This window comes from Streptomyces sp. NBC_00377, assembly GCF_036075115.1.
Classification (GTDB): Bacteria; Actinomycetota; Actinomycetes; order Streptomycetales; family Streptomycetaceae; genus Streptomyces.
In genome coordinates, this window is record NZ_CP107958.1 from 237022 (window position 1) to 252935 (window position 15914).

21 protein-coding genes and 1 pseudogene are annotated in these 15914 nt (G+C 69.5%); 16 read left to right on the forward strand and 6 right to left on the reverse strand.

The window, feature by feature from the left end:
* Positions 1 to 48: 48 nt before the first annotated feature.
* Positions 49 to 705: a TetR/AcrR family transcriptional regulator gene (locus tag OHS71_RS01185; RefSeq protein WP_328475859.1), complete on the reverse strand. Its 657-nt coding sequence runs from the start codon at positions 703 to 705 to the stop codon at positions 49 to 51.
* A 76-nt stretch (positions 706 to 781) separates the two neighbouring features.
* On the opposite strand from OHS71_RS01185, the gene OHS71_RS01190 reads away from it, so the two are divergent.
* From OHS71_RS01190 to OHS71_RS01220, 7 genes and pseudogenes are all read left to right on the forward strand, one after another.
* A complete protein-coding gene (locus tag OHS71_RS01190; protein WP_328475861.1) occupies positions 782 to 1474 on the forward strand; it encodes an NAD(P)-dependent oxidoreductase in 693 nt (230 codons plus the stop codon).
* Positions 1471 to 1875, forward strand: coding sequence for a pyridoxamine 5'-phosphate oxidase family protein (locus OHS71_RS01195; protein ID WP_328475863.1), 405 nt, complete (start codon positions 1471 to 1473; stop codon positions 1873 to 1875). Before OHS71_RS01190 ends, OHS71_RS01195 begins: the two co-directional genes overlap by 4 nt.
* Before the next feature lie 32 nt (positions 1876 to 1907).
* A complete protein-coding gene (locus OHS71_RS01200) occupies positions 1908 to 2780 on the forward strand; it encodes a haloalkane dehalogenase (protein ID WP_328475865.1) in 873 nt (290 codons plus the stop codon).
* A 642-nt stretch (positions 2781 to 3422) separates the two neighbouring features.
* Positions 3423 to 3992: a DUF4232 domain-containing protein gene (locus OHS71_RS01205; protein WP_328475867.1), complete on the forward strand. Its 570-nt coding sequence runs from the start codon at positions 3423 to 3425 to the stop codon at positions 3990 to 3992.
* Positions 3993 to 4165: 173 nt separating this feature from the next.
* Entirely contained in the window at positions 4166 to 4459 is a 294-nt protein-coding gene (locus OHS71_RS01210) for a hypothetical protein (RefSeq protein ID WP_328475869.1), read from the forward strand.
* A gap of 63 nt (positions 4460 to 4522) precedes the next feature.
* A pseudogene (locus tag OHS71_RS01215) lies at positions 4523 to 4681 on the forward strand (AbfB domain-containing protein); the annotation flags it as partial.
* A 119-nt stretch (positions 4682 to 4800) separates the two neighbouring features.
* Positions 4801 to 5103 (forward strand): hypothetical protein, encoded by a 303-nt coding sequence (locus OHS71_RS01220; protein WP_328484811.1) that lies wholly within the window; start codon positions 4801 to 4803, stop codon positions 5101 to 5103.
* 737 nt (positions 5104 to 5840) lie between these two features.
* On the opposite strand, the gene OHS71_RS01225 is transcribed toward OHS71_RS01220, so the two are convergent.
* Positions 5841 to 6800: a helix-turn-helix domain-containing protein gene (locus OHS71_RS01225; RefSeq protein WP_328475871.1), complete on the reverse strand. Its 960-nt coding sequence runs from the start codon at positions 6798 to 6800 to the stop codon at positions 5841 to 5843.
* Positions 6801 to 7041: 241 nt separating this feature from the next.
* Here OHS71_RS01225 and OHS71_RS01230 point away from each other — a divergent pair, with 241 nt between their 5' ends.
* The 9 genes from OHS71_RS01230 (at position 7042) to OHS71_RS01270 (ending at position 12352) form a co-directional block, all read left to right on the forward strand.
* Positions 7042 to 7887, forward strand: coding sequence for an SDR family oxidoreductase (locus tag OHS71_RS01230; protein ID WP_328475873.1), 846 nt, complete (start codon positions 7042 to 7044; stop codon positions 7885 to 7887).
* A gap of 75 nt (positions 7888 to 7962) precedes the next feature.
* On the forward strand, positions 7963 to 8445 hold the full coding sequence (locus tag OHS71_RS01235; protein ID WP_328475875.1) for a nitroreductase family deazaflavin-dependent oxidoreductase: 483 nt from the start codon (positions 7963 to 7965) through the stop codon (positions 8443 to 8445).
* A gap of 380 nt (positions 8446 to 8825) precedes the next feature.
* Positions 8826 to 9806, forward strand: coding sequence for an aldo/keto reductase (locus tag OHS71_RS01240; protein ID WP_328475877.1), 981 nt, complete (start codon positions 8826 to 8828; stop codon positions 9804 to 9806).
* A 92-nt stretch (positions 9807 to 9898) separates the two neighbouring features.
* On the forward strand, positions 9899 to 10438 hold the full coding sequence (locus OHS71_RS01245; RefSeq protein WP_328475879.1) for an NAD(P)H-dependent oxidoreductase: 540 nt from the start codon (positions 9899 to 9901) through the stop codon (positions 10436 to 10438).
* Positions 10439 to 10556: 118 nt separating this feature from the next.
* Positions 10557 to 10898 carry an ATP-dependent DNA ligase gene (locus OHS71_RS01250; protein WP_328475881.1) on the forward strand — a complete coding sequence of 114 codons (342 nt, stop codon included), beginning with the start codon at positions 10557 to 10559 and terminating at the stop codon, positions 10896 to 10898.
* A gap of 113 nt (positions 10899 to 11011) precedes the next feature.
* Positions 11012 to 11179, forward strand: coding sequence for a hypothetical protein (locus OHS71_RS01255; protein WP_328475883.1), 168 nt, complete (start codon positions 11012 to 11014; stop codon positions 11177 to 11179).
* Positions 11180 to 11271: 92 nt separating this feature from the next.
* Positions 11272 to 11517 carry an aldo/keto reductase gene (locus OHS71_RS01260; RefSeq protein ID WP_328475885.1) on the forward strand — a complete coding sequence of 82 codons (246 nt, stop codon included), beginning with the start codon at positions 11272 to 11274 and terminating at the stop codon, positions 11515 to 11517.
* Positions 11481 to 11918, forward strand: a complete 438-nt coding sequence (locus OHS71_RS01265; protein ID WP_328475887.1) for an aldo/keto reductase — start codon at positions 11481 to 11483, stop codon at positions 11916 to 11918. The genes OHS71_RS01260 and OHS71_RS01265 overlap by 37 nt, the downstream gene beginning before the upstream one ends.
* Positions 11900 to 12352, forward strand: a complete 453-nt coding sequence (locus OHS71_RS01270) for a hypothetical protein (RefSeq protein ID WP_328475889.1) — start codon at positions 11900 to 11902, stop codon at positions 12350 to 12352. The genes OHS71_RS01265 and OHS71_RS01270 overlap by 19 nt, the downstream gene beginning before the upstream one ends.
* A 27-nt stretch (positions 12353 to 12379) precedes the next feature.
* Here OHS71_RS01270 and OHS71_RS01275 read toward each other — a convergent pair whose 3' ends face one another.
* Genes OHS71_RS01275 through OHS71_RS01290 form a run of 4 tightly spaced genes read right to left on the reverse strand, consistent with a single transcriptional unit; the run spans position 12380 to position 15884 of the window.
* Complete coding sequence (locus tag OHS71_RS01275) at positions 12380 to 13450, reverse strand: maleylacetate reductase (RefSeq protein WP_328475891.1); 1071 nt, start codon at positions 13448 to 13450, stop codon at positions 12380 to 12382.
* Positions 13447 to 14316 (reverse strand): dioxygenase family protein, encoded by an 870-nt coding sequence (locus OHS71_RS01280; RefSeq protein ID WP_328475893.1) that lies wholly within the window; start codon positions 14314 to 14316, stop codon positions 13447 to 13449. Before OHS71_RS01280 ends, OHS71_RS01275 begins: the two co-directional genes overlap by 4 nt.
* A 9-nt stretch (positions 14317 to 14325) precedes the next feature.
* Entirely contained in the window at positions 14326 to 15414 is a 1089-nt protein-coding gene (locus tag OHS71_RS01285) for an alpha/beta hydrolase family protein (protein ID WP_328475895.1), read from the reverse strand.
* Complete coding sequence (locus OHS71_RS01290) at positions 15411 to 15884, reverse strand: hypothetical protein (protein ID WP_328484812.1); 474 nt, start codon at positions 15882 to 15884, stop codon at positions 15411 to 15413. The genes OHS71_RS01285 and OHS71_RS01290 overlap by 4 nt, the downstream gene beginning before the upstream one ends.
* Between the last annotated feature and the right edge of the window lie 30 nt (positions 15885 to 15914).

Below are 15914 nucleotides of genomic sequence, written 5' to 3' on the forward strand. Positions count from 1 at the left end.
CCTGCACCGCTACCTCCAGGGGAAGCCGCATCGCAGGTGCGGAGGTGGTCAATGCCGGACGGCACCTCCAGCGGAGGTCGGTGAGCCTCGACGGCCTGCTCTGGCGGTTGTCGGGGTGCGCAACCTCGGGGCCAGAGCTGTGCGCAGTGCCGGGGTAAGGATGTGGCGGGTCTCGGACGGGGTGAGGGCGGCGGGGGTAGGCAAGGGGTTGAGGTAGCGGGTGTAGATGAGGCCGCCGAGGAGCATCACCACGGCCGTGGCTCGGGCGGTCGCGTCCCGGCCACCAAGAAATTCAACAAGCCGGCCCAGCAGCTCGTGTTCCAGGTATTCGCGGATCACCTCGGCGGCCTCGTCTCCCTGGGTGGTGAGCTGCTGGAAGTCGGTGTCCTCCCACAGGTCCGTGACCGCGTCGATCAGGCGGTCGGGGAGGGTGGCCGGGTCGCCTCCGAGGACGTCGTCCACCGCCAGTGCGTTGGCGCACTGAAACTGCATCACCTCTGCGAACAGGCCCTTCTTTGAGCCGAAGTGGTAGGCGATCAGCGCCGGATCCACCCCGGCCGCCCCGGCCACCGCACGCACGGTGGTGCGTCGATACCCGTGCTCCAGGAACAACCCACGGGCCGCCGAGACGATCACCTGGCGGGTCGGCGGGTTGCCGCGAGGGCGGCCTCGGGTGCGGGCGGGTGCGAGGGCGGCGTTATTCATCAACGTTGAGCCTGTGCTTCGTGATCAGCACAGTCAAGGGCGTTCCGGGAAACACACGAAGGGATGACCCGACACCATGCGTATCGCAGTCTTCGGCGCCAACGGACCGACCGGCCGCCACCTCACCGACCAGGCCCTCGCCGCCGGCCACCAGGTCGTCGCCGTGACCCGCCGCCCCGGCTCCCTGCCCTCGCGGCCCGGCCTCACCGTGGCCATAGCCGACGCCACCGACCCGGTGACCGTCGATGCCGCGATCGCCGGGACGGACGCCGTCCTCTCCGCGCTGGGCGCACGCTTCAGCAAGGAGACCATCACCACGTACTCGGCGAGCGCCACGGCCATCACCGGGGCTATGGCCCGCCACGGCATCAAGCGACTTCTCGCCGTCAGCTCCAGCATCGCCGACCCGAACTGGCGTCCCACCGGCGCGCACTTCTTCAACCATGTGCTCGACCCGCTGGTGAACCGGCGCCTGGGCCGCACCCTTCACGAGGACATGCGCCGCATGGAGGACGTGATCCGTCGGACGAGTCTCGACTGGACCCTCGTGCGACCCTCGGGCCTGTTCGAGAACCCCGTCGTCACGGAGTACCACACCGCCGAGACCAGCGCCGACGGCGTCTTCACCGCCCGCGCCGACCTCGCCGCGAGCATGCTGCGCGAGCTGGAGGAACGGCGGTACGTCCGGACAGCCATGGGAGTCATCACCACGGCCGTGAAGCCGAATATCGCCAAGCTGATCTGGAACGAAGGCGTGAAGAAGAAGTGAGCCGGGCGACCGCCGAACTCCCGGCCAGCACACGGGCGTTCCTCACTCGCCCATACCCGGCCACCTTCACCACCCTCCGCCGCGACGGCACCCCGCACGTCACCCCCGTCCGCTTCACCTTCGACGCGTCCACCGGCCTGGCCCGGGTGACCACCCGGGCCAAGGCCCGGAAGGCCCGGAATGTGGCGGCGGGCGGCCCGGCGGACCGCGTCGCGCTCTGCCAGGCGGACGGCTTTCGCTGGGTCACCATCGAAGGCCGGGCCACCGTCACCGACGACCCCGCGCGCCTGGCCGAGGCAGTCCGCCGCTACATCGTCCGCTACCGCGCAGCCCCGCCCGCCTCGCTGGACCTGGTCGTCGTCGAGATCGCCGTCGACCACGTCCTGAGCCTCAACCTCTGAATCCCCCGTACTGAAAGCGAAGTGACCCCGCGATGCCCACCCTTCCCATCCTCGAGTCCACCCTCCACTACCGCGAGTCCGGCGACCCCGCCGGGCTGCCGTTCGTCTTCCTCCACGGCAACCCCACCTCCTCCCACCTGTGGCGGAACGTCCTGCCGGGTGTGGCCGCGCCCGGCCGCCGCCTGCTGGCCCCGGACCTCATCGGCATGGGCGACTCCGGCAAGCCCGACCTTGCCTACTCCTTCGACGACCACGCCCGCTACCTCGACGCCTGGTTCGACGCCCTCGGTCTTACCGAGGCCGTTCTCGTCGGCCACGACTGGGGCGGCGCGCTCGCCTTCGACCGGGGCGCCCGTCTCCCGGACCGGGTCCGCGGCCTTGCCTTCACTGAGACAATCATCAAGCCGCTGGTCGGCGACGAGTTCCCGGCTGCGGGGCGGGAGTTGTTCACCCTCCTGCGCACCCCCGGGGTGGGCGAGGCGATGGTCCTGGAGAAGTCGCTGTTCATCGAAGGACTCCCGGACACGGTCGCCACCCCGCTCGCCCCTGCTGACCTGGAGGTCTACCGCAGGCCCTTTCCCACCCCGCGGAGCCGCCGCCCGGTGTTGGCGTGGACGCGCATGATGCCGCTGGACACCGAGCCCGCCGACGTCGTGGCCCGCGTCGAGCACTACGACGCCTGGCTGGCCGCCAGCCCCGAAGTCCCCAAGCTGCTCGCCGCGTTCGAGCCGGGCCCGGGCGCGATGACCGACCACAGGGCCGTGGCCTGGTGCGAGGAAAACATCGCAGGCCTGGAGGTCTCCCGTCACGGCCTCGCCGGTCACCACTCCCCGGAGGACCGCCCCGAGGAACTGGCCGCGGCGATCAACGCCTGGGCCGACCGCCATGGGCTGGCGCGCCAATAGGTGCCCCCTACCACGACGTGCCGATCGTTGCGGGGCAAGCTGTGCTGCCGCAGACGGATGTACACGCCGCGATCGGCATCACCTTCGAACGCTCAGCGAACGGCAAGCCCCGGACGCCACCGCCCGGCCATCTCCTGGAAGCCCTGCCTGGGACAGCAAAAGACGCCATGGCGAAGTGACTACTCAATCAACTCATGGTCGAGGAGGGTGGTGCGGCCCCACGCCGTGTCGCTGCACGCCCCTGTCCGGGTGGGGAGTTGGGCAGTGCGGACCGGTTCAGGGGCGCACCCTGGTGCCGACTTCCGTCGGCCGGACCTCGTAGCGATCTTCTGGCAGAACCTTCGCTCCCGCCGGGCTGAGCCGGCTGGAACTGCTGCGCCAAGTCGGCAACGCCGCCTCGCGCCGTGTCGCGGAGGGCCGGGTACGGCGTGGAGGCCGTACTCCCGCCATGCCTCCCGCGTATCCCGAGGACGGCCATCTGCACGGGTGCCGTCTGCCGTCACCGTTCCGTCACAAGTAGTCACCGCACGGAACCCTGCCGCTCTCCCGCCATGTCTGCACTCACGTACCACGACCACGCGTACCGCGGGGCAACAACCGACGACCGAAACCGCGGACGAGACGACTCAGGGGGACGACGGCATGCGGCACAGCAATGGCATTCGCAGGGCGGCTCTGGCGACGACGGCGGTCACGGCCGTCGCGGCGGCGGTGACCGGCATCCTGCCCGGCACCGCCATGGCGGCGAGTACCACCACCTCCACCCCGCCGCCCGCCTGCTCGGCCTCCGCCCTCCAGGTCAGCGCCCGGCAGGCCGTCCACCGGCCCGTCGGGACCGGGACCGGGGCGGCGGTCGTGCAGTTCACCAACGTCTCCCGGAGGACGTGCGTCCTGAAGGGCCATCCGACGGTCGCGGGCGCCGGCAACGGCTCCCCCGCCCACAACACTCCGCTCAAGGTCACCCGTACCGGCAGGGCGGCCACCGTGACGGTCCGGCCGCACGGCAAGGCGTGGGTGAAGCTGACCTTCGTCCAAGTCCACGGGGAGGCCGACGGCTACTGCGTGTCGGGCAAGGACCCGGTGACGTATCCGACGATGGTCATCGGGCTGCCGCACTCCGGGAAGCACCAGGTCGCACTGAACGACGGGGTGTGGGCCGAGTGCGACAACAAGGTGACCGTCACCCCGGTCTCGGCGGTCAGGCCTTCCTGACCCCACCGTCTCCACAAATCGAGCAGCCTGCACGACGATCGCAACTCTCTGACCTGCACGTCTACGAGGCACTGCACACAAGTACAGGTCAGAGGCTTGCAACTGCACTACGAGCGGCGCAGATTGGCGCCCGCGACAGAACTGCCGCCCGGACACGGCGACAACACGAAGTCGTGGGCCCAGGACACCAGCTGGCTCACCGCGGCTCCCTGGAACTGACGAGGGATCGAACACCTGTACCTCAAGGGCCACAACAGCCTCGTGGGTGCGAAGTCACCTCGCTCAGTCCCGGCAGCTTCACCCAGTTCACCTCGGGCCTGGCGCCCCAGGGAGTCATCGAGGGCCCGATCCTCGCCCAGGCCGCCGGCACGTGGTACCTGTGGGGCGACGCCAACGCGCTGTTCTACACCTGGCAGACCAGCGACCTCTCCACCGGCACCTGGACCGCCACCGACCGGCGCGTCTAATCCCAGCCGCTGAACTCCAAGCACGCCGACATCAAGCAGATTCCCCAGACGGTGTACGACAACATGGTCGCCCGGTGGGGAAAGCCGGACTGGAACCGGCTGAAGTCCTACAACGTCCCGGACCGATTCTGGCGGCAGGCCGAAAGCATCGGCCGCATCGACCCGTACCCCTTCGACCCCTACACCGACTCGGAATGGAAGGTGGTGCCGGGACTGGCCGACTCCTCCGGCGTCTCCTTCCAGTCCGTCACCGACCCGACCCGCTACCTGCGGCACGCCTCCGGCACGCCTGGCATCGCGCCGAGGCCGTCCTCGGCACCGACGAGGCGGCGGCTGCGGACTTGGACACGGCTTCCGACTGGGCGCGGGCCAGGGGCGGCTATTCCGCTCAGGCGCTGTTCCTGGCCAAAGCCGCCGCGCTCAGCACCAACCCGGTCAGGCGCGCCGAGCGCTACCTCGCTGCGGCCCAGGGACCCGACCGGCGGCGGGCGGCTCGCGATCCGTCTCCCCCGCTGCCCGGCCTCGCTCCTGGGCCCACATCCACCGCATCGCAGCGCTTTCGCCCTCGGCGGCCGTACCCGACCAGGGGCGCAGTGCGCAACCCCGGAATGGGCGACGAGGGCCTCAAGGTCCTCGCCGAGTGACATCGCAGTTCCTCGTCGGCTCGCCGCAGTCGCCGGCCGGGCGCTGGTCGGGCACTGGTCGGGCGGCAGACAGTTACGTAGCTGCGCAGTACTGGTGGTCGACCGCGTTGAACCGGCCTGACTCGCTGGTGGTCACGCCCCTGTCGGCCCCGAGAGACCAGACACTGCGGGCGGTCTTGACGCCTGCCCTGCGGTCGGGTGCCATGGCCTTGTCGAAGGAGGGGCCGTGGCACTCGATGGGTACAGTGACGCCGGGGACCGTGCTGGTGAGGGTGGCGGTGACCGGCCGGACAGCTCACCGGATGCGCACCGTCCGGGACCTGCGGACAGTTTCTGGGTGGGGGTGCTCGTCCTGATCGCGGTGGTACTCCTCCTGACCGTCCTCGTGACCCACATGGACTGGAGCCCTGGAGACCCGACCAACAACATGCCGCCCTACAAGTGACACTTCCACCGCCGGCATGAGCCGATGGCCCGACGGTGCCGCCGCAGTTGCCGGCTGAGGAAGCGCAGGACAGAGCTGGACACGTGAAGCCTCTTGGTGGGTGACGTGGCAGCTGCCGGAACCGATGCTGAGCACTCCGGTGCCCGGTCCCTATCCCTGCGGCCGGGCTGGGCAGCGGAGCCGAAGTTATGGCGGGGGTTGGCAGTTGTCCGTTTGTCCGTAGTGCCGCGAGCTGGAGTGCAACGTCACCCCAGCGGTCTCGGGCCGCAGATCGACTCGCGTGGCTCGTCGGTCAGTCGGGTGTCTCGCCCGAGTCGGCTGGCTGGGAGTCGTTGGCCGGCGCGGACCGCTCGATGTCGTCGTTGGTCGCGGCCCAGCTGGCCAGCAGGTTCAGGGCGTCCTGCGAGGGTGAGTGGGGTTCAGCGGTGTAGGTGAGGAGGAACTGGCTGGGGCCGTCGGGGAGCGGGAAGGTTTCGAAGGGCAGGTCGAGGTCGCCGACGACCGGGTGGTGGAGTAGTTTCACGCCGGTGGTGTGCATGCGGACGTTGTGGGCAGCCCAGCGGTGGCGGAATTCCTCGCTGCGGGTGGACAGCTCCCCGATCAGGTCCGTCAGCCGTCGGTCGTAGAGGTCGCGGCCGGCCTCGGCGCGCAGCATGGCGACCGTGTCGCCTGCGACTTCGTCCCAGTGGCGGAAGAACTCGGTCGCGTGCGGGCTGAGAAAGACAAAACGGGCGTTGTTCGGCGGCCGTACCGGGTCGGCGTAGACCGGGGAGAACAGGGCACGTCCGAGGTGGTTGGCGGCCAGGATGTCCCCGCGTCCGCTGAGGATGAACGCGGGTGTGCCGGCCATCGAGTCAAGGACGCGCTGCACCGCGGGCCGCACGCGTTGTTGGGCCGGGCTGCGGCGTGGCGGGCGGGTCGTGCCGGCGCCGCGCAGGAGGTCGAGCAGGTGGATGCGTTCGGCCTCGTCGAGCTGAAGTGCTTGCGCGATGCCCTCGATGACGCTCTCGGAGACGCCGGTGGCGTTGCCGCGCTCCAGCCGGGTGTAGTACTCGCTGGAGATGCCCGCGAGGAGGGCTACCTCCTCCCGGCGCAGCCCGGTGACCCGTCGGCGCTCTCCGCCGTACAGGGGCAGGCCGGCCTGCTCGGGGGTGACCTTGGCCCGTCGCGTGCCGAGGAATTCCCGGATCTCCGCGCGGAAATCATCGCGGATGTCGCGGTTTGCGCCGTTGGGGTCGTTTCTTCCTGCCATGAGCTTCACTCTACGAGCCCATCCGCCGGGTTGGGGGTCCCTGTCAGTGACCCCCTCATCAGGGACTCCCGCCCCCGCGTGACAGCCGGTTTTGTTGGTGGTGCACCGCCCACGGCGGTGTGAACCGTTCAGACAGACGGCGCTCGCGGCGCCGGTCCCCGCCCTCTGCGACGCTCCGTGCTGCACGGATCAGCCCCCGCAGACAGCGGGTGCCGGATCTCGGCGCCGGAAAGGACCCCCCATGAGCAAGGTCATTCTCGTCACCGGTGCCGGACGCGGTCTGGGCACGGACATCGCCCGCGAGGCCCTCACCGCCGGCCACCAGGTCGTCGCCACCGGCCGCCGCCCCGAAGAGGTCGAGAAGACCCTTGGCGGGCCGCAGGACAATCTGCTGGTCACCAAGCTGGACGTCACCAGCCTGGAGGAGGCCGAGGCCGCCGCGCAGGCAGCCGTCGACCGCTTCGGCCGCATCGACGTCCTGATCAACAACGCCGGGAACCTGTTCACCGGCTACTTCGAGGAGATCTCGCCCGCGCAGATGCGCCGGCAGTTCGAGACCAACCTCTTCGGCCCGATGAACGTCACCCGCGCTGTCCTGCCCATCCTGCGCAAGCAGCGTGCAGGCCACATCATCACCATCACCTCGACCGCCAGGCTGGTCGGCATGGAGTTCACCTCCGCCTACGCCGCCTCCAAGTTCGCGGAAGAGGGCTGGATGGAGTCCCTGCGTCACGACGTCGAGCCGTACAACATCCACACCACGATCGTGGAGCCCGGCTACTTCCGCACCGAACTCCTCGTGGACGGCTCCACCAACTGGCCCGAGCTGTCCATCGACGACTACGCCCCGCGCACCGCCCCCAGGATCGAGGGCATGAAGAGCATGAACGGCCAGCAGCCCGGCGACCCCGCCAAGCTCGCCCGCGCCCTGCTGACCATCGTCGGCCAGGACAAGCCGCTGCTGCGGTTCGTCGCCGGTGCGGACGCCATCGAGGCCGCGGAGGTTAAGGCGAAGGAACTCCTTGCCCAGGCCGAGGCATCCCGCGAGCTGGGCGGCCGCCTGGCCTATGACGACGCTCACGCCTGAGCACCACGCCCCGCCCCCCTGCCGGGACAGGGGACGGCTGCCGGTTGCCTTTTCGACAGCACGGAGAGAGTCAACATGCCCCTCAAAGGCGAGTACGAGCCGAGCAAGGCGCAGTTTGTACGGGACCAGGTGGAGCTGTACGAAAGCTCCGGCGGTACACAGGGAACGACGCTGAGTGTCCTGGTCGCACGTAAGGAAGACGAGAGGCTCCGGGACCTGCCCGTCGTCATCCTGACCACCCTGGGAGCGAAGAGCGGCAAGATCCGCAAGACGCCGGTCATGCGGGTGGAGCACGACGGCTCCTACGCCGTCATCGCCTCCATGGCGGGAGCCCCCACCCACCCCGTCTGGTACCACAACGCGGTGGCCGACCCCCGACTCGAACTTCAGGACGGCCCGGTGCGCCAGGACATGCTGGCACGCGAGGTGACCGGGGACGAGAAGGCCCTGTGGTGGGCCCGAGCCGTCGAGGCCTTCCCCGACTATGCCGCGTACCAGAAGAACACGGACCGTGAGATCCCCGTCCTCGTTCTGGAGCCGGCGGCCCACGAGCACTGACCCGGCGCAGCCGGTTCAACCCAGGGATCCCCCGCCGCCTGGTCCTGCCGACACCAGTGTCGGACCCCACCTGACAGCGGCCGGTTCACATCCCCCGTGATCGGCCGGGTGAGCGCGCGGCTTGCCTGGACGAAGCACATCACGGACGACCGCGGCACGGATGTCCTCGGCAGCCTGACCTGCGACGACATCCACGTCTGAACACCACGCCAGGCCGAGCCGAGGCCGACAGCCACCGGGTCCATCTACGGCCCCGACCCGGCCGACGGCGCCCGCGTCGACAGCGCGCGGATCACCCCAGCACGGTCCGCCACGGGTGGCGCACCCCACTACGCACGACCACCGACCGGCCTGACAGCCGTCACGACAAGGAGTACCTGATGAAGCACGTATCACTGGGCGGGCTCGATGTCTCCCGCATCGGCCTGGGAGCCATGACCATGGCCGGCACCTACACCACGGGCGGGGGCCTCGATGACGCCGAGTCGATCCGCACCATCCACCGTGCGCTGGACCTCGGCGTCACCCACATCGACACCGCCGAGATCTACGGCCCCTTCCACAGCGAGGAAATCGTCGGCCAGGCCATCAAGGGCCGCCGCGACGACGTCGTCGTGGCGACGAAGTTCGGTCTCGTCTCGCACGCCGGCGACGGCCCCGGCGTCATCGACAGCAGCCCCGGCAACGTGAAGACCGCCGTCGAAGGCTCACTCCTGCGGCTCGGCACCGACCACATCGACCTCTACTACCAGCACCGCGTCGACCCGAACACCCCCATCGAGGAAACGGTCGGTGCGCTGGCCGAACTGGTCACCGAGGGCAAGGTGCGCCACATCGGACTCTCCGAGGCCAGCCCCGAGACGATCCGCCGGGCACACGCCGTCCATCCAGTGGCTGCGCTGCAAACCGAATACTCCTTGTGGACGCGTGACGTCGAGGCCGAAATCCTTCCGCTGCTACGGGAGTTGGGCATCGGGTTCGTGCCCTACTCTCCACTCGGCCACGGCCTGCTGACCGGGCAGATCCGCACCGTCGACGACTTCGCCGACGACGACTGGCGCAAGACCAACCCGCGCTTCACCGGCGAGAACTTCCAGCGCAACCTGCGCATCGTCGACGAAGTACAGGCAATCGGCGCCGAGATCGGAGCCACCCCGGCACAGACCGCACTGGCATGGCTGCTGACCCGCGGCGAGGACATCGCACCCATCCCCGGAACCCGACGGGTTACGCGCGTCGAAGAGAACACCGCCGCCGACGGCATCGAACTCAGCGCTGCCCAGCTCGACCGACTGAACAACCTCACACCGGCCGCAGGCGAACGCCACAACGAGGCGAACATGGCCAGCATCGACCGGTGATCTGACGTCCTGGCGACTTGCTGACCCGTCGCACCTGACCGACCCGCATCTGTTCACCCCGTTTCACTGATCACTGAAGAGGCTTTCTCATCATGTCCAAGGTTCTCCTTGTCGTAGGTCACCCCGACCTGTCCCAGTCGAAGGCCAACAAGGCCCTGGTGGACGCCGTCCGCGAGCTGGCCCATGTCACCGTGCACGACCTCTACGCCACCTACCCCGACTTCCAGATCGACGTCGACGCCGAGCAGGCACTGCTGGCCGACCACAATGTGATCGTCTTCCAGCACCCGGTGTTCTGGTACAACACCACCCCTCTGTTCAAGCAGTGGCAGGACAAGGTCTTCACCCTCGGCTGGGCCTTCACCATGGACGGCTCTGCCTCGCAGCTGGCCGGCAAGAAGGCCGTCGTCGCCGTGACCGCCGGCGTCCCCGCCGAGCACTACACCCCCGAAGGCTCGAACCAGGCCACCATCGAGACACTGCTCGGCAACTGGCACGCCACCCTGCGGCTGTGCCAGTTCGACATCCAGCCGATGGTCAAGCTGTACGGCACCGCCTTCGGCCTCTCCGACGAAGATCTGAACACCGCCGCCAAGCAGTACAACGAACTGCTCGCCTCCTTCGCCGCCTGACCGCACTCTCACGAAGACAGCCGCTCTCGCCGTCCGCGCGACGCAGCAGTGATGGTCTAGTCTCCGGTCGCTCTTCGCCGGATCGGCGCCATGCGACCGCTCCAGGCGCGGCACCGAGATGGGGCCGTCGTTTCCGGAGGTCGTGGCCGGGGCCGTGCAGCTGCCGGACGCGAACTCGTTGGACGGCAAGCTGGTCGTATGGGATGCCGCGGGCCGCCTCGCGTTCGAGCGGCTGCCGAACCGGCTTGCCCGGCGTGGTGCCGGGGCGGCCCGGGCGGCGCAGGAGTGGCCGGCCAACTTCGTCGCGTTCGATCTGCTCAGGCTGTCCGGGACGGACACCACCTCGTGGCCGTACTGGCGGCGCAGGGCCGCACTGGAACCGTGTTCGCTGCCCGCCGACTGTCGGCGCCGTGGACGCTGCGTCCGTCAACCGAGGCCGACGTCGTTCGCGAGTAACTAACGTGGGCGTCGATCGGGATGGAGGGGGTGGTCTTCCAGAGCCCCGCCAGCTACTTCCCGTCGATCTAGAAGAACCTTTCACCGCGGTCATGTCGAGGCATCCTGTCTGTCTGGGTGCTTTGGTACGACTGGACCAACTTCCCCGACGAGACGGTCTTCTTCTTCGTCTGGCAGGGTCCTCTTGGCTTCCTCGACGAGAACGACAAGATCCACGCGATCCTCGACTGGGAGGGCGTCCAGGCCCTGGCGCACAAGCCCGTCGAGGCGGCGATCTCCGCCTGACCCGACCGGGCATGACGGCCCGCCGACAAAGGTCGGCGGGCCGTCCGCGCCGTCCGTCAGCCCTACCGCACGGCGATGACGAGCTCCCCGATATGAGTCGCGCCGTCGACGCATCCCTCACCGCGCTCGGCCTCGACTACCTCGACCTCTTCCTCATCCACTGGCCGTCCCCGCACAGGATCTGTATGTCGAGACGTGGCAAGCCCTGGAAAAAGGTCCTCGCCGACAGCCGGGCGCGCGCCATCGGCGTGTCCAACTTCAAGCCCACCCACCTCGACCGCCTCCTGCGGGAGACCTGCCCGTGCCCGCCGTCAACCAGATCCAGCTGTCACCGCTGACAAGCCAGGCCGAACTGCGCGCCTACCACCAGCGCCCCGGCATCGAGACGGGGTCGTGGGGCCCGCTGGGCAAGGGAACCTCCCTGCTGAAAGACCACACGGTCAACCGGCTCGCGGTGAAGTACTCCCGTACTACCGGTCAGATCGTGCTGCGCTGGCACATGGACCTCGGCTTGGTCGCCATACCCAAGTCCACCGATCCCCAGCGGATCAAAAGCAACATCGACATCTTCGATTTCGCCCTGGCGCCCGAAGACGTGCTGGCGCGCTCACCGCCCTGGACAGGGGAGCCGAACGGCCCGCAGACTCCGACGTCTTCCAGCCGGGCCTGCGCGGCCACGGCCGGGTGCCCGCTCCCCGAAGCCCGCGCAACGTGCGCTACTTGCTCCAGACCTGGCTGACCTGGGCCGGCTTCCGCGCCGTCCGGCCCCATATGCGGGTCGCCGCCGACCGCGTGGACGTCGAGGCCATGCTCCGGGACCTCCTGACGGACAATGTCTGGTCCCGCGCCCATGGCAGGCCTACGGCGCCCAGCAATCCCATTGAACTCGCGCACAGGGCACGGGACTTGAATGCACTGCGGACGGCTCACGAAGCGTTCCTCGACATCGGGGAACACACCGAGCCGATCCCCGACGATGCCTTGCCGCAGCTTCTGCTGCTCGCCGACGACCGGGGGCGGCGGCTGCGCAGCGCCCCGGGCCCGCCCGCCGCCTGCTTCGACGACGAGTGGCCCGCACCCCGATCGGCGCAGACGTTCTCCCGCCTCCGCGGGCGGCTGAGTCCTGGCGCCGAGAAAGGGATCGACCAACAGCTGTGCCCCGCCTCCGGGTGACCTTTGCACCCCAGACCTGGGCGCCGGTCAGGGTGCGAGGGCGCCGTTCAACGCTGCCGTGAGCAGGAACCGAAGGGCATCGGACGTGACCGGGCGCGGATTGGCGTAAGGCTGGTCCACTGCCTGGCCGATGACTTCGTCCACCTCGTTCTGGGTCAGGCCGATGCCGGCGAGGGAGCGCGGGGCACCGAGTTCGACGCTCGTGCGGGCCAGGTGTCCCGGTACGTCGTCGGCGGCCAGGGCTCGGCTCAGCGCCTGTTCGGCCGCCGGTGCCGCCGGGAGGTTGAAGGCGGCGACGTACGGGAGCAGGACCGTGTGGGTTTCGGCGTGGGGCAGGTCGAAGGTACCGCCGAGGATGTGGCAGAGCTTGTGGTGCAGCGACATCGTGGTGGCCCCCAGGCAGGCGCCGCACAGCCAGGCCCCCCGCAGTGCGTCCGACCGCGCCCGAGGGTCCAGGGGGTGCTCAGCGATGGTGGGCAGGGCGGTGGCCAGGGAACGGACACCTTCCTCGGCCATCAAGGAGATGATCGGTGAGGCGTCGGGGGCGTACAGGGCTTCGACGGCGTGGGCGATGGCGTTGAAGCCGCTGGTCACCGACAATCCGACGGGAAGACCGAGGGTGAGCTCGGGGTCGTAGATCACACTGCGCGGCAGGACCGTACGGTCGCGGCCGGTCCGTTTGCGGCCGTGCTCGGTCAGGCCCCAGATGGGGGTCATCTCGGAGCCCGCGTAGGTGGTCGGGACACTGATCACGGGCAGCCCCGTTTCCAGGGCGATCGCCTTGCCCAAGCCGATCGTGGAACCGCCGCCGATGGCCAGACACCCGTCCGCGCCCGTCTCACGCGCGGCCTTGACGGCGTCCGCGGCGACGTCGGCGGGCACGTGCATCCGGGCTTCGGTGAAACGGCCCACACAGGCTTTTCCGAGCAGCGTCTCGGCTTGATCGGCGAGCTGCTCCTGCTGTGGCGTGGACAACACCAGCAGTCGGCGCAGGCCGAGTTGTTCCGCCTCCTGCGGGATCTGGGCAAGGCTTCCGGCGCCGAAGACCACTCTCATGGGCAAGGCCTCATAGTTGAAAGTCGGCTGCTTGGTGGTCATGGCGTGGCCTCCGGTGCTGTGGCCAGGACGATGTCGAACGTGGCGTGGGTGAAGGGTGCCCGCATGCCGAAGCGTTCGGCGTCCCGCTCGTCATGCGACTCGGTGAAGTCGGTGATGAGGCCGCGTTTCACGGCGAAGACGGCGTCGGAGTCGATGTACGGGCTGCCCGCGACGAACGCGTGCGTGGTGACCGGCTGATGGCCGTCGGCACGCGCGATGAAGTGCACATGGGCGGGCCGGTAGGGATGCCGACCGGTGGCGCGGAGCAGGCCGCCGACCGGGCCGTCGGTCGGGATCGGGTAGTGCGAGGGGACGACGCCGCGGAACCAGAAGCGGCCCTCGTCGTCCGTACGGAACAGCCCACGGCCGTTGCCCGGTGGCTGCACGTCGGGCTGCTGCACGTCGTAAAAGCCGTCCTCGGTGCACTGCCAGACGTCGAGTTCGGCATCGGGCAGGGGTGTGCCGTCGGCGCTCGCCACCCGGCCGGAGACGACGCACGGTCGGCCGGTGCCCAGCAGGTCGATGGACTCGCCGAGTTCGCGATGCGGCGAGACGGTCATGTGGAAGGGGCCCAGGACGGTGCTCTCGGTGCCGTCCTCGGCCCCATTCAGGGTTTCGACGAGCATGGAGACGCCCAGGACGTCGGAGAGCAGGACGAACTCCTGGCGGGTGTCGTCGCATGTCTGGCCGACGGCGGTAAGGAACCCGATAGCGGCTTCCCACTCCTCCATCGTCGGCTCGATGTCCCGCACGAAGTCGTGGAGGTGGCGAGTCAGGCTTTCCGTGATTTGTCGCAGCCGCTGGTCCTCGGTCTCCCGGAAGCTGTCCAGCACCGCGTCGGTGGCGGTCTCGACGGTGAAGTCCACCTGACGTTCCTAACTCTCGGAGGTGCCTCGGCCGGTGAGGCGGTCGGTGAACCAGTCGCCGGTGAGCGCGTCGCGTTCGGCCGCGTGGTTGTAGAGGGTGTGCTCGCCGTCGGGCCAGATCCGTACCGTGGCGGTGGCGGGGTCGGCGGCGCGCAGGAACGGCTCCTGGTCCTCGTAGCGGACCAGGGGGTCCTGGCTGCCGTGCAGCAGGAGCAGTGGGCAGGTGATGCGGTGCTTGTCCGGGTCGAAGCGCAGGCTGTCCATGACTTCGGTCACCCGGCCCAGTTCGTCTGTGCCGACCACGGCTGACAGTTGCTCGCGGGCGGTACGGAATTCCGGGACGGTCGGTACCGCCGGAGCACCGTTGACGACCACCGCGGCGACGCGCGAATCCGCGGCGGCCAGATGGGCGGCGAACAGGCCGCCGAAACTGATGCCCTGGACGCCGATCGGACCACCGAGGCGGGGATCGGCCTCGACCAGGTCGACGAAGCGGGTGAATCCGTCGATGACGTGTTCGTCGATGTACAGCCCGTGGCGCAGCCGTGACTCGCCTTGGCCGGGCCCCTCCACGAGCAGACAGGCCAGGCCGCGCGCGGTGTACACGTCAGCGACCGGCAGATACGCAGCCCCCCAGCTGCTGAGCCCGCCCCACGCGATCACAGTGGCCCGGGGCGTGCCGGCCGGCAGGCACAGCCAGCCGCCGAGCACGCCGTCGCGGTGCGGGATCTCCACGCGCTCCACCCAGGGCGCGAGAGCGGCGACCGCGGCGGTGTGCCGGGCGTACAGCTCCCGTTTCTCCGCGGTGTCGGTCTGGTCCGCCATCTGCGCGAACATCAGGGCCGCGGCAGCGAACCGGTATGCCTGCCGGGCGGTCGCGCCGTGACCCAACTCCCCTGCGCGCCGGGCTCGTTCGAGCTGCGTCTCCGCAAGGGCCGCGGCGGCGTCCGCCCACTGGGTCCCGGCCGCGGTGTCGGCGAGCAGGCGGCGGGCGTCGGCGGGATCCATGCCGCAGTCCGTGAGCCGGGTGAAGGGCATGGCCCGGTGCTGGGCGGCGACCAGCGGCGACAGCGTCGGCGTTTCCGGCTTCTCGGTCATGCCATCACCTTCACGGGTGCGGTCAGCGCGGCGTCGAGGGCGTCGACGAGCGCGCCGATGTCGGTGCTGTCGACGGCGGTGCCGAACAGGACGAAGTCCGGGCGGGCCAGATACGCGACCGCGCCGAGCAGGTGGAGGTACTCACGGTGGCGTCCGTCGAGGTCGTCGACCGTGTCGAGGGCGACCACGGCGCAACCCAGGCGCTCCAGCAGTGCTAGCCGCTCCGGCCCGAGGGCGGCGGTGGGATCCTCGGCCGTGACCAGCGCGAAGCCGTAGCCGGTCAGGTCGTCGAAGCGCCCGGTACGCCCGTCGGGCAGACCGATACGGCCTTGCGGAGTGAGCGTGCCGGCCGGCGCGTCCGTGCCCGGGCGCAGCACTCCATGGGCAAGTGGTGGGAACGGGGGCGGCGGGGGCACCTTACCGGCGAAGAAGGCCGCGTCCCGGCCTGCGGCTGCCTCGACGTCATGCATGTTGGCGACCTTGCCGAGGCCGATCGCCGC